This window comes from Paracoccus alcaliphilus (genome assembly GCF_028553725.1).
Taxonomy (GTDB): Bacteria; Pseudomonadota; Alphaproteobacteria; order Rhodobacterales; family Rhodobacteraceae; genus Paracoccus; species Paracoccus alcaliphilus.
The window spans coordinates 842,358-854,968 of the sequence record NZ_CP067124.1 but is presented as its reverse complement, the minus strand read 5'-3'; the positions used below and the strand labels follow the sequence as shown (position 1 = coordinate 854,968).

The 12,611-nt window shown below is 66.3% G+C and carries 14 protein-coding genes and 1 tRNA gene; 3 read left to right on the top strand and 12 right to left on the bottom strand.

Going from position 1 to position 12,611, the window contains the following annotated elements:
• Positions 1 to 70: 70 nt before the first annotated feature.
• From JHW40_RS04490 to JHW40_RS04475, 4 genes are all read right to left on the bottom strand, one after another.
• Complete coding sequence (locus JHW40_RS04490) at positions 71 to 796, bottom strand: proteasome-type protease (protein WP_090613955.1); 726 nt, start codon at positions 794 to 796, stop codon at positions 71 to 73.
• 68 nt (positions 797 to 864) lie between these two features.
• Entirely contained in the window at positions 865 to 1,686 is an 822-nt protein-coding gene (locus tag JHW40_RS04485) for a C40 family peptidase (RefSeq protein WP_090613954.1), read from the bottom strand.
• On the bottom strand, positions 1,683 to 3,050 hold the full coding sequence (locus JHW40_RS04480) for a leucyl aminopeptidase family protein (RefSeq protein ID WP_090613952.1): 1,368 nt from the start codon (positions 3,048 to 3,050) through the stop codon (positions 1,683 to 1,685). Before JHW40_RS04480 ends, JHW40_RS04485 begins: the two co-directional genes overlap by 4 nt.
• A gap of 68 nt (positions 3,051 to 3,118) precedes the next feature.
• Entirely contained in the window at positions 3,119 to 3,496 is a 378-nt protein-coding gene (locus JHW40_RS04475) for a hypothetical protein (protein WP_090613951.1), read from the bottom strand.
• Between the two features lie 140 nt (positions 3,497 to 3,636).
• Here JHW40_RS04475 and JHW40_RS04470 point away from each other — a divergent pair, with 140 nt between their 5' ends.
• Entirely contained in the window at positions 3,637 to 4,284 is a 648-nt protein-coding gene (locus JHW40_RS04470; protein ID WP_090613988.1) for a carbonic anhydrase, read from the top strand.
• A 3-nt stretch (positions 4,285 to 4,287) separates the two neighbouring features.
• On the opposite strand, the gene JHW40_RS04465 is transcribed toward JHW40_RS04470, so the two are convergent.
• The 8 genes from JHW40_RS04465 to JHW40_RS04430 form a co-directional block, all read right to left on the bottom strand.
• Positions 4,288 to 5,925, bottom strand: a complete 1,638-nt coding sequence (locus tag JHW40_RS04465; RefSeq protein ID WP_170851873.1) for a DUF4139 domain-containing protein — start codon at positions 5,923 to 5,925, stop codon at positions 4,288 to 4,290.
• Between the two features lie 101 nt (positions 5,926 to 6,026).
• Positions 6,027 to 6,626: a DedA family protein gene (locus tag JHW40_RS04460; RefSeq protein ID WP_170851872.1), complete on the bottom strand. Its 600-nt coding sequence runs from the start codon at positions 6,624 to 6,626 to the stop codon at positions 6,027 to 6,029.
• Between the two features lie 7 nt (positions 6,627 to 6,633).
• On the bottom strand, positions 6,634 to 7,656 hold the full coding sequence (locus JHW40_RS04455) for an aspartate-semialdehyde dehydrogenase (protein WP_090613945.1): 1,023 nt from the start codon (positions 7,654 to 7,656) through the stop codon (positions 6,634 to 6,636).
• A gap of 80 nt (positions 7,657 to 7,736) precedes the next feature.
• A complete protein-coding gene (locus JHW40_RS04450) occupies positions 7,737 to 8,492 on the bottom strand; it encodes a 3-deoxy-D-manno-octulosonic acid kinase (RefSeq protein ID WP_170851871.1) in 756 nt (251 codons plus the stop codon).
• Positions 8,468 to 9,205, bottom strand: coding sequence for a glycosyltransferase (locus JHW40_RS04445; protein ID WP_090613939.1), 738 nt, complete (start codon positions 9,203 to 9,205; stop codon positions 8,468 to 8,470). Before JHW40_RS04445 ends, JHW40_RS04450 begins: the two co-directional genes overlap by 25 nt.
• Positions 9,206 to 9,241: 36 nt before the next feature.
• Complete coding sequence (locus tag JHW40_RS04440) at positions 9,242 to 9,433, bottom strand: hypothetical protein (protein ID WP_272849067.1); 192 nt, start codon at positions 9,431 to 9,433, stop codon at positions 9,242 to 9,244.
• Positions 9,430 to 10,431 (bottom strand): MFS transporter, encoded by a 1,002-nt coding sequence (locus tag JHW40_RS04435; protein WP_272849066.1) that lies wholly within the window; start codon positions 10,429 to 10,431, stop codon positions 9,430 to 9,432. The genes JHW40_RS04440 and JHW40_RS04435 overlap by 4 nt, the downstream gene beginning before the upstream one ends.
• A 75-nt stretch (positions 10,432 to 10,506) precedes the next feature.
• Complete coding sequence (locus JHW40_RS04430) at positions 10,507 to 11,013, bottom strand: hypothetical protein (RefSeq protein ID WP_211657344.1); 507 nt, start codon at positions 11,011 to 11,013, stop codon at positions 10,507 to 10,509.
• 198 nt (positions 11,014 to 11,211) lie between these two features.
• On the opposite strand from JHW40_RS04430, the gene leuB reads away from it, so the two are divergent.
• The gene (gene leuB / locus JHW40_RS04425) at positions 11,212 to 12,333 is read left to right on the top strand and encodes a 3-isopropylmalate dehydrogenase (RefSeq protein ID WP_090613933.1); all 1,122 of its coding nucleotides are present in this window, start codon (positions 11,212 to 11,214) and stop codon (positions 12,331 to 12,333) included.
• A 159-nt stretch (positions 12,334 to 12,492) separates the two neighbouring features.
• Positions 12,493 to 12,569 (top strand) — tRNA-Pro (locus JHW40_RS04420).
• The last annotated feature ends 42 nt before the right edge of the window (positions 12,570 to 12,611 follow it).

Genomic DNA, 12,611 nt, shown 5'->3' with positions numbered 1-12,611 from the left:
CGCCGTTCCGGCGACTCCCCCGGGGATATTTGGCACCAGAGATGGGCGCGGTTTTTTTTTGGGGGGGGGGTCAGATCCCGACCTTGACGAAGCTTTCGCGCAGGGCGGCGGACCATGCCGCGCTCATCCGCATGAAGTCGGGGTCGCCGTCGAGGATACGGCGGCGCGAGGTGACGGCGCAGGCATCGCGTTCGATGACCGCCAGATCCAGTGGCATCCCCACCGAGAGGTTCGAGCGCAGCGTCGAATCCATCGACAGCAGCACCGCCTTTTGCGCATCGGCGAGGCTGGTGGCGGGGGTGACGACACGGTCGAGGATCGGTTTGCCGTATTTGTGTTCGCCGATCTGAAGGAAGGGCGTGTCCTCGGTCGCCTCGATGAAATTTCCCTCGGGATAGATCAGAAACATGCGCATGGTGCCGCCCTTGCGCTGGCCCGCGACGATCATGCTGGCCGATGCCTGCTGACTGAGTTCGCGGCATTGTTCGAGGATCTCGCGCCGGGTGCGTGACAGCGTGTCGCCGATGATCGTGGCGACCTGCAGCATCGAGGGCGTCTGCATGATCGAGGTGGTCTCGTCCGCCATCTCGTTGGCGATCGCCTCTTCCAGCCGGGCCAGCGTCGTCTGGGTCACCGACAGCGAGCCTGCGGTCATCACGACGATCACCCGTTCGCCCGGTTCCTCGAAGAAATACATCTTGCGATAGCAGGCGATGTTGTCCAGCCCGGCATTGGTGCGGGTGTCGGACAGCAGCACCAGCCCGTCATTCAACTTGAGACCGACGCAATAGGTCATCGAATGTCCATTGTTGTTCCTGCGGCCATCCTAGGGGCGGGATCCAGGGGCCGCAATCGCTGCTTTGGTCAGACCGGCGGTCGGTGGGCCCCGAGGAATGGGCCATCGCCCGCCGCGTCGATCCGGGCGATGGCACCCCCGATGTCTTCGTGGATGACAGCCATCTGCCAGGCGGTGGCGTGGATCATGCGGCTGTCCGAGATGGCGAGCGCCACATGGCCGGGCCAGAACAGCAGGTCGCCACGCCGGATCTGGCGGGTTTCGGGGAAGGCCGCGCGTTGCAGGTCGCTGTCGCCGGGACAGTCGATGCCGCAGGCGGTCAGCGCCGCCTGCACCAGTCCCGAGCAGTCGATCCCCCAGCGGCTGTTACCCCCCCACAGATAGGGCGTGCCCAGCAGGCTTTCGGCCACCGGCACCGGGTCGGTGGCGGGCTGGTTGCCGATATGTTGCAGGGGCACCCAGCCGCCGATTGCCAGCCGGGCAAAGCGGCCTTCGGTCCCGCTGACCGACAGGCGGGCGCCGAGAGAGAGGCTGGCAAGCTCGGGTCGTTTCATGTCCGGGGCGGGATAGATATGGGTCGCGGGGGCGGTGACGCGGTGGGTCAGCGGCGGCAGGTCGCGGGTGATCGCGACCGTCGCCAGCCAGCCGCAATAGCCGTCCAGCGACGCCTGAACGAAGGTCCGGTCGCCGCGCTGCTCGATCACGGTCAGGTCGGCGCCGAAATTCAGCTGCCGGTCGCGGCGCCCGTCGGGGGCGTTCAGCAGATCGGCCAGCGGCACCGCCAGCCGCGCCGGGAAGCCGGGCGTATATGCGGGGCGGTCCAGCACCCCGCGCAGGCTGTCATGGGCGACGCGGTCGGTCGCGGGGGTCAGGCGGCGGTCATGGGTCATGGCAGGATCCGCGGCAGCGCATGCAGGATGGCGCGGGCGCCCTGACCGACGCCGCCTTTCGGCCGGCCCGGCGCGGCGACGGGCTGCCAGCCATAGATGTCCAGATGCACATAGCGCCCGGCCCCTTCGGTAAAGCGGCGCAGGAACAGCGCGGCGGTGATCGAGCCCGCCATCCCGCCCGGGGGGGCATTGTCCAGATCGGCGATGGCGGGTTCGATCATCGCCTCATACGGGTCCCAGAAGGGCATGCGCCACAGCGGATCGGCAACCGCCATCGCGCTGTCGGACAGTGCCTGTGCGGTGCGATCATCGTCGCAATAGAACGGCGGCAGATCGGGACCCAGCGCCACCCGCGCCGCCCCGGTCAGCGTCGCCAGAGAGATCATCAGATCCGGGTTTTCCTCAGCCGCCAGTGCCAGCGCATCGGCCAGAACCAGACGTCCTTCGGCATCGGTATTGTTGACCTCGACCGTCAGGCCCTTGCGGCTGGTCAGCACATCGCCGGGGCGGAAGGCATTGCCCGCAATGGCGTTTTCCACTGCCGGGATCAGCAGCCGGATGCGCCGCCCCTGCGCCGCGCCGGTGCCCGCCAGCATCTTCAGCAGACCCAGCGCGGTTGCCGCCCCGCCCATGTCCTTTTTCATCAGGCCCATCGAGGACGGCGGCTTGATGTCCAGCCCGCCGGTGTCGAAGCAGACGCCCTTGCCGATGATGGTCAGCGCCGGGCCCTCGGTTCCCAGACGGATGTCGATCAGCCTGGGCGCCTGCTGGGCCGCACGACCAACCGCGTGGATCATCGGGAAATTCGCCGCCAGCAGATCCTCGCCCGAGGTGACGGTGATTTCGGCCCCGACCGCTTGCGCCAGATCGCGGGCGGCGGCCTCCAGCTGATCCGGGCCCATGTCGCTGGCGGGGGTGTTGATCAGGTCGCGGGTCAGGTATTCGCCCGCCGCGATGGCCTGAATGCGGGCGGCATCGGCGCCTTCGGGACAGACCAGCCGGGCCTTTGGCGCAGGTGCGGTCTTATAGCGGGTAAAGCGGTATTGCCCCAACAGCCAGCCAAGCGCGGCCTGATCCGGATCGGGGACCGGCGCCGCCAGATACCAGTCGCCTTCGGGCAGCGCCGCCGCGCGGGCAAAGCCCAGCCGTTCGCGGGTCGCCTGCGCCGGATCGCCCAGACCGAACAGCGCCCCCGCCAGCCCGCCCTGCGCATCGGGCAGCAGGCAGATCTCGCCGCGGCGGCCGGTAAAACCGGTGGCGGCGGGCCAGGTGCCGGCATTGGCCTGTGCGGGGATCGGCGCGCCTTGCGCCACCGGCCAGATCGGCAGCGCCTTGTCCGATGGGGGGGCGAATTCCGGGGTCATGTCGGGTTCCTTTCGGCCGGGGTCATGGGGCCGCAGACTACATCCTGAAGCGGCCCCCGCAAGGCTGCTCAACCGATGCCGGCGCGTTCCCAGATTTCCGTCAGCGAGCGGTTGCCGACCCGCATCAGCCGCGCCCGCACCGCCGCCAGAGAGGCCAGATCGCGCCGGTCCGCGCAACTGCCCAGATCCATCGCCACCCCGGCCAGAGAGATCAGCCCGATCTGCCATGCCAGCCGCGCCAGCCGGTCGGCATGGCCGACCGCCGCGCCCAAATCGTCCTGCCGGATTGCCTGATCGGTGGCCATCAAGGCGGTGGCCAGCTGTTCCAGCGCCAGCCCGATGACATTCTGGGCGGTGGTTTCGCCCAATTCACTGACGATGTCGCCCACCCGTCGCGTGTCCACACGCACGGTTTCCGACACGGACAGCGCCGTGATCTGCACCATTTCGGTTCCAGTCGTCTTGTTGCCTTCAGGATGGGCAGAATGCGGATAACCCATGAACAAAGTCTTAGGCTTCGGGCAAGAAACCTCTCGAATTTTCGTCAATGACCGCATATCAAGCAGGCGAACGCGAGAGGTCATTCATGCCAATACTTCGCCCCCTGCCGCAATATCTGGTCGGACGCTATCACGGCTGGAAGGCCACATCCTATGCCGAGAACAGCGCCTGGTACCGGCGCCTTGCCGATGACGGGCAGCGCCCGCGGGCGATGGTGATTTCATGCTGTGATTCGCGCGTGCATGTCACCAGCATCTTCGGCGCCGATTCCGGGGAATTCTTCATCCACCGCAATATCGCCAATCTGGTGCCGCCCTATGCGCCCGACGGGTTGCAGCACGGCACCTCGGCGACGGTGGAATATGCGGTTTGCGAGCTGCATGTCGCGCATCTGATGGTCGTGGGCCACACCAGTTGCGGCGGCGTGGCGGGCTGCCATGCGATGTGTTCGGGCAGCGCGCCGGAACTGGAGGAGAAGTCCAGCTTTGTCGGACGCTGGATGGATGTGCTGCGTCCCGGCTATGAGCGGGTGAAGGATCTGCCCGAGGACCAGCAGATCACCGCGCTGGAACGCGAGGCGGTGATGGTCTCGCTGGAGAACCTGATGACCTTCCCCTTCGTCAAGGCCGCCGTCGAGACCGGCGATCTGTCGCTGCACGGGCTGGTGCATGACATCAAGAACGGCGCCCTGATGCAGGCCGAGGACGAGGGGCGGCGCTGGGTTGCCGTATAAGGCTCAGCGCCGCAATTCCTTGCCCTCGGGCCAGCGCATCTGCGTGGTCAGGGTGATTTCGCGGCTGTCGCCCGCGGCCAGAAGGTCCTGCCAGTAAAGGATGCCGCGGCGGCCATCGGGGTCGGTTTCCGAGGGCTGGGGATCGGCGCTCCAGTCCACGGTCAGGTCGCTTTGACGCGACACCGGCACCCGGTCCACCACCCGCAGCGGCCAGTCCTCGCCGGTCAGGTTGCGCAGGATCAGCGTCTCGGTCAGGCTTTGCGCGTTCGAGCGGCGGATCAGCCCGCGTTCGCCCTGTTCGTCCTCGGGCACCCGCAATTCGGCGGTGATGCCGTCGATCGGACCGAAGGCCAGATCCAGATCGTCGCCCGGCGCGGTCAGTTCCAGCATGGTCTGGCCGATCATCGCGCCGTCCAGATAAAGCGTCGCCTGACCGGGCAGGATCGGCTCGTCCAGCGAATTTGTGGTTTCGGCCACGACGAAGGCCGTGTCGTCAAAGCGCGGCGCGGCCTCGGCCAGAACCTCGGCCTCCAGCAGCTTGTCGTCCAGACGCAGCCGGTTGGCGTCGGCGCCATCGCGGATGGTGACCGGACCCGGATAGTCATAGGCCACCGTCATGCCGATATTGGCCAGAACCGCCTTGGCCGCGACGGGCGAGTCCTGCGCCGCGTCGCTGGCGATATAGGATTCGGCCACGGCCCCTGCCACCGCCGGGGCGGCAGCGCCCTGATTGCGCATCAGGGTGGCGGGATCGACGATGCTGGGCATCCAGCCCGGCACCTCGGTCGGGGCGACCTGACCCGAGGGCCGCGCGGTTGACAGCGTCAGCGCCACATCCTGCCAGTCGATGCCGCTGGACTGGGTGATGACCAGCCCCCGCTGCATCGCGATCCGCCCGCTGTCGCGTTCCAGCCGCAGGTCGTAATCGGGCGCCCAGCTGGCCTGCCGGGTAAAGCCCGACAGCGACAGTCGCGCATCGTCCGAGGTCTTTTCAACCGTCACCACCAGCGTTTCATGGCCGGTATCGTTCAGCACCGCCGCCAGCGCCTCTTCTGCCTGGCGGATGTCGCGCTCCAGCGGCTCGCGCCCGCTTTCCATCAGCGCGGCTTCGCGCCCGGCATCGCTGGCGCGGGCAAGGTAATCGGCGATCATCTGGCCCGCCTGATCGGCATTGGCCTGCAACTGGTCCGCGCCCACACGGGTATCGCCGCGCATCATGTCGCGCACCATGCCCGCGCGTTCGCGCCAACTGTCCGCATCGGCGCGGTGACGGGCGATGGTATGCTCAAAGTCGATCAGGGCATCGCGGGCGGCGCGCAACCGGTCGCGCGCATCCGTGATGGCGGGGCTTTCGGCGGCGGTGCCGGGATGGGGGCGCCCGGTCTGCAGGGCGACGCTGCCGATGGTCGCGCCCTCGGCCTCGATCCGCAGGGCCGAGGGGTCCATGCCCTGCGGCAGTCCCGGCAGGATCAGTTCGTGCCGGCCCTGCGGCGCGTCAGCCAGATCGACCTGCCAGCGGATCGTCGCGCCTTGCGGAAAGATGGTGACGTGATCGGTGCGGGGCTGGATCTCGATCCGATCCGCCAGCGTCGGAGAGGCCGCAACGCACAGCGCGGCGACAAGAAATCTGTGGAATGTCATCATCCCCCCACGGAATGGATCAATGAAATGCGCGGCCAGCGTCGGTCAGCGGGCCGCGCATGGCAAGGGGGAGGCGCGATCAAACTGTCGTGGGCGCGCCGTCAGGCGTCGGGTTTCCAGCGGATGACGCGCCAGACATAGACCACGACGACGGTGATGACGACGGCGGTGGACAGCGGGTCGATCCAGTGTTCCACCTGCTCATAGCTGTCTTCCAGCAGATAGCCGGCGACGGCCAGCCCGCCCGACCAGATGAAGCTGCCGATGGCAGTATAGAACAGGAACTGGCCCTGCGGCATCTTCTCGATCCCGGCAGGGACCGAGATCAGCGTGCGCACGGTCGGGATGAAGCGGCCGAAAAAGACGATGGCGCGGCCGTGGCGGTTGAACCAGCCCTCGGCGCGTTCGAATTCCGACAGGTTCATCGTCAGCCAGCGGCCGTGGCGCGCGATCAGCCAACGCAGCCGGTCCCGCCCGAAGGCGCGACCGATCCAGTACCAGAACCACGCCCCGGCCAGCGACCCGATGCCGCCTGCAAGAATGGCCAGCCACAGCGGCGTGCCGCCACGGGCGGCGTTGAAGCCCGCCAGTGGCATGATCAGTTCCGACGGGATCGGCGGAAAGACGTTTTCCAGCAGCATCAGCGCTGCAATGATCCATGCGCCGCCATCGGCCATCAGGCCGGTGATCCAGTCGAACACGGGCCCGTCAGCCTTTTTTCAGGACGCGATTGCCCAGCAATTCGGCGATCTGAACCGCGTTCAGCGCCGCGCCCTTGCGCAGGTTGTCGCTGACGCACCACAGGTTCAGCCCGTTCTCGATGGTGGAATCCTGACGGATGCGGCTGATGAAGGTGGCGTAATCGCCCACGCATTCGACCGGGGTGGTATAGCCGCCCGGTTCGCGCTTATCGACGACCAGAATGCCCGGCGCCTCGCGCAGGATGTCGCGGGCCTCGTCCTCGTCCAGAAAATCCTCGAACTCGATGTTCACGGCTTCGGAATGGCCGACAAAGACCGGCACCCGCACGCAGGTCGCGGTGACCTTGATCGAGGGGTCGATGATCTTTTTCGTCTCGACCACCATCTTCCACTCTTCCTTGGTGGTGCCGTCCTCCATGAACACGTCGATCTGCGGGATCACGTTGAAGGCGATCTGCTTCTGGAACTTGTTCGGCGCGACCTCTTGCCCCGGCACATACATGCCCTTGGTCTGGTTCCACAGCTCGTCCATGCCGTCCTTGCCGGCGCCGGACACCGACTGATAGGTGCTGACCACCACGCGCTTGATCCGCGCCCGGTCATGCAGCGGCTTCAGCGCCACCACCATCTGCGCGGTCGAGCAGTTGGGGTTGGCGATGATGTTCTTCTTCGCATAGCCGTGGATCGCCTCGGGGTTCACCTCGGGCACGATCAGCGGAATGTCGGGATCATAGCGGTAAAGTGAGCTGTTATCGATCACCACGCAACCCGCCGCCGCCGCGATGGGGGCGTATTTTTTGGTCGCGTCCGAGCCGATGGCAAACAGCGCCATGTCCCAGCCGGTGAAGTCGAATTGCTCGATATCCTTGATCTTCAGGGTCTTGTCGCCAAAGCTGACCTCGGCCCCCTGCGAACGACGCGACGCCAGAACGGCGATCTCGTCCACGGGGAACTGGCGCTCGGCCAGAATGTTCAGCATTTCGCGGCCCACATTCCCGGTGGCGCCGGCGATGACGACTTTATAGCCCATCTCTGGTTTCCTTAATTCATGCGGTCGGAGGCGTTTAACGCAGGCGGGCGCTGGAAGAAAGGGGGCATGACGTCCCGGCCTTACGCCGGCGCGGCATATCCGTTCAGCAATGCCTGCCAGCCTGCGGCGTCCCAAGTGACGGCGGGGTGCAGCCGCGCCTCTTTCAGCAGGGATCGCTTGAGGCGTTCCAGATTGGCGCGCTTCCACGGACCATCCGCCCGGTGGCGCGATTTGTCGAAGTCGATCAGCCAGATCCTGCCCGTGTCGTCCAGCAGGATGTTGCGGCAGTTCAGATCGGCGTGATCCACATCGGCCCCGTGCATCCGCGCGATGGCCGATCCGATGGCGGCCCAGTCCTGCGCGGGCAGCGGTCCCTGCGCCAGCGCGGCGGCAAGGGTGCGCGTTCCCGGCAGCGTCCGGGTGATGATATCGGCGCGATAGGTCAGCCCCGCGACCGGGGTGAAGCGCGCGGCGACGGGATGCGGCACCGGCAGGCCCTGCCTTTCCATCCACGACAGCAGCGCGTATTCCGCCATCGCCCGGCTGCGGGCCACGGGCTGGCGCAGGAACAGGTCGCGGTTCAGCCTGCCCACCAACCCGCCGCGGAAATAATGCCGCAGCACCAGATCCAGCCCATCGACGTGCAGGAACAGCGCCTCGTTGCGCCCGGTGGATCGTCCGGTGACCAGCCCGTTCCGCGCCAGCCAGTCAGGCTCGAAGAGGCGCGGATCGAAGGCTTCGCCCATGGCGGGGTCATGCCAGATGACGTGGCCCTGCGAACGGATCTGCGTGGCGGGTATGGTGTCGCGATCTAGCGCCACAGTTCGTCCACCCATGCGACGGGCTTGACGCGGCGATACCATTTGCCGCTTTTCCCGGCGATCACGTCATGCGGGTTCGGCTTGCCGTGAAAGGTGACGACCCGCGCGCCCTCGGGGATGCGGGCGGCGCCGAACCAGCCCAGAGGCCAGGGAATGCAGTGCCGCTTGAAGCTGACGCACCAGCCCTTCGGCCAATAGACCAGTTCCCCGGCCTTGTGGAAGTAATCCGTCACGAATTCCTGTTCATTGCGGAAATCCCGTTGGGCCGAGACCAGATTACCCTTCAGGTGATCCAGCAGGTCGGTGCAGCGGCCTGCCTCGAAGCGATAGACCGAGGTATTGCCGGTCGCGTCCTTCTTGTCCCATTCCTTGATGACCAGAAACCGTCCCGGTGGGTCGAAGAACGGGTCCAGCGGCCCGACAACGACGATATCAAGGTCCAGAAACAGCGTCGGCCCCTCCAGCCCCGCCAGATCGGAGGCGAAAGAGGTCACCTTCAGCCAGCCATGCGCCCGCGTCCAGGGTTCGCGATCGTCGAATTCGGGGATGCCGGTCAGCGGCAGCGGCCGGGTCTCGATATCTGCGTCGATCCCTGCGGCGTCATCGGTGAAGCAGACGAAACGGAAGGGCCGCGACAGGTTGCGCCGGACCATCGAATGCAGCTTGTTCACATAATCGGGGCCGTATTTGCTGCCCCATTTCACGCAGATCACATTCGCCGGACTCATGTCATGGGCCTTTCGGGACGATAAAGGGTCGGAACGTCAGCCATGATCGGCCTCGGGGGTCAGGAAATACAGGATATATCCGATCACCAGCGGGATCAGAAAGAACAGAAACAGCATAGCGAAGGCCTGCGCCGGAGGATAGGCCGCGCTGGCCGTCTGATAGACGGGGCGAGAGGCGAATTGCATCACCCCCACCCCGCCCATCGAGAACATGTTGAGGAAGGTCACCCCCGCCCCACCAGATGCGCCGGCAGGAAGGACCGTCCATGCGCCATCAGCAGCGCATAGGCCGCGCCGCTGAAGCCGATCAGCGACAGAAGCACCGTCGCGGCGGCAAGGCCGGACGAGGGGTAAAGGACCAGCACCGCCATCAGCATCAGCTCGACCGCGATGAAGATCTGCACGGTGCGGCGGATGCTGCCGACGATCCTTGTGGCGGCGCCGATAAGGAAATTGCCCAGAATCATCGCCAGCCCGATGACCAGCGTTGCCCGCCCGATGGTCTGTTCGCTGGCGCCGAAGACCTGATCCAGATAGGGCGCGGCCCACAGGCCCCGGATCGCCATCGGCGCGGCATAGCTGAAAAAGAATATCGGCAGGATGAACCACAAGGCGCGCAGCCGCAGCACATCGCCGATCGAGCCTTTGGGGTGGTCACTGCCCAGTCTGGCCGGGTCGCGCAGGGTCAGCCCGATCAGCCCCGAGACGACGACGGTCGCCCCCGCCAGCAGCCACAGCGTCATGCGCCAGCCAAGCGTCTCGATCACCCAGACCAGCGGCGCGGCCCCAAGGATATTGCCCAGTGACCCGACCCCGATCATCAGCCCCGCCAGCGCGCCGAAGGTGGTGGGCCGGTATTCGCGCGCAAAGATGTAATAGGCCCCCATCAGCACCGGCGCGCAGCCCACCCCCAGCAACGCCATCGCCAGATGCAGATGCATGGGCGTCTGCGCCATCGCGAACAGCGCCGCGCCCCCTCCGCCGCCAAGGCCCAGCAGCACGGCCACGGTCCGGCGTGGACCGAAATGATCCAGCGCCCAGCCCACCGGCAGCTGCATGGCGGCAAAGGTGATGAACCACAGCCCCGAGGACAGCGCCAGATCGCCCGGTCCTGCCGCCAGTTCCTGCCCCAGCACCGGCGCAAGGACGGCCAGAAACGCACGATAGAACTGGCTGAAGACATAGCCCACGGTCAGGCAGATGATTCCGGGCGATATTGCGGGCATGACGCCTCCTGTCCTTCGCGGGCGTCAAGCTGCGCGATGGGCGGCAGAGTTGCAATACCTGCAAGTCCGGGCGGGTCAGTCGGCCTCGGTTTCCGCGTTGCCTTCGTCCGCGGCGCCATCCGGCTGATCGGCGGTTGCGGCCTGATCGGGGTCGGCGGGGTCGGGTTCCGGCAGATCGGGCTCGGTCGCGCCACCCATGGCCACCAGCTCCGCGATCAGCGGGGCGACCTGCGGGCCGATACGGTCGCAGGCTTCGGGATCGTCCAGCAGCGAATAGGCGGGCGCGTTGAAATTGCGGTCATATTCGGCGGGTTCCATCTGAAGCTTTTCGGCCAGCAGATCGCCGGTGCCCGCCAGCAAGGTCCATTCGCCGCCCGAGATCTCGTGCGCCGTACAGTTCGAGGTGATGACATCGGCCTCTCCGATCCGGCGCGCCAGTTCGGTGGCGGCCTCGTCGTCCAGTGCCGAGATATCGGGCAGCGGCACCTCGATCCGGTCCTGGGCGGCAGAGGGTGGCACCGTCACCAGCAGCGCAGTTCCTGCAACGACGGCACCGATCATGAACGCGTCCCAAAGTTTCATCACGGCCTTCCTTCCTCGGCGTCTTGTCCCACCCGTGGCGGCAGGCCCGTCCACGGCCCTTCCACGGCATGCGCCATCGGGCCCGATCCGGACGGCGATGGCAACCCAACTCACCGTGAGGGCGCCGCCCGGCCCCTGCGAACTTGACCATGCCAGTGGCGGCGTCTAACCCGTTTCTGCGTCACAAGGAGGTTTCGTATGTCGGACAGTTATTCGCTTCTCATCCTGCCCGGAGACGGGATCGGACCGGAAGTCATGGCCGAGGTGGTCAAGGTCATCGACTGGTTTCAGGCCAATCACGGGCTGAAATTCGATCTCAGCCACGATCTGGTGGGCGGGTCGGCCTATGACGCGCATGGCGTGCCGCTGACGGACGAAACGATGGCCAGGGCGCAATCGGTCGATGCCGTGCTGCTGGGCGCCGTTGGCGGGCCGAGATACGATGCGCTGGACTTCTCCGTCAAACCCGAACGCGGCCTGCTGCGGCTGCGCAAGGAGATGGACCTGTTCGCCAACCTGCGCCCCGCGCAATGCTTTGACGCGCTTGCGGATTTTTCCTCGCTCAAGCGCGAGGTCGTGGCCGGGCTGGATATCGTGATCGTGCGCGAACTGACCTCGGGCGTCTATTTCGGCCAGCCGCGCGGCATCCATGCCGATGACAATAACCCCGAGAACGAGGGCGGCCGCGTCGGCATCAACACCCAGCGTTACACCAGCGGAGAGATCCGCCGCGTGGCCCGTTCCGCCTTCGAGATGGCGCAGCGCCGCCGCGGCAAGGTCTGCTCGATGGAAAAGGCCAATGTGATGGAATCCGGCATCCTGTGGCGCGAAGAGGTGCAATGGGTGCATGACAACGAATACCCGGATGTCGAGCTGTCGCATATGTATGCCGATAACGGGCTGATGCAGCTGGTCCGCCAGCCGGGTCAATTCGACGTGATCCTGACCGACAACCTGTTCGGCGACCTGCTGTCGGATGCGGCGGCGATGCTGACCGGCAGTCTTGGCATGCTGCCCTCGGCCAGCCTTGGCGCACCGATGGAGAATGGCCGTCCGAAGGCGCTCTATGAGCCCGTGCACGGCTCTGCCCCCGACATCGCCGGGCAGGGCAAGGCCAACCCGATCGCCTGCATCCTCAGCTTCGCGATGGCGCTGCGCTACAGCTTCGATCAGGGCGAGGCCGCATCCCAATTGGAACGCGCGGTCGAACGCGTGCTGGCCGAGGGCGTCCGCACCGCCGACCTGATGGGCCCCGAGGGCGGCCGACCGGTCTCGACCTCGGAAATGGGCGACCGGATCATCGCCGCGCTGTCGGCCTGAGCGATGACGCCGGTGCCCGTCCCGCGTGGCCGGGCACCGGTTTTCCCGCCGGGGACGGGCGGCTTGTCCCTGACCGGAACCCCGCAAAACTTTGTCGCCCCATATGGCGAAGAGGTCTTGCATTCCGCCGCTCTGCGCGCTACCTGCCCACCCTACGGTCGGAGCGTAGCGCAGCCTGGTAGCGCACCTGCTTCGGGAGCAGGGGGTCGGAGGTTCGAATCCTCTCGCTCCGACCAAAATTCCCGTTATGGCGTTTCAGAAAGTCTTGCCTTTTGTTT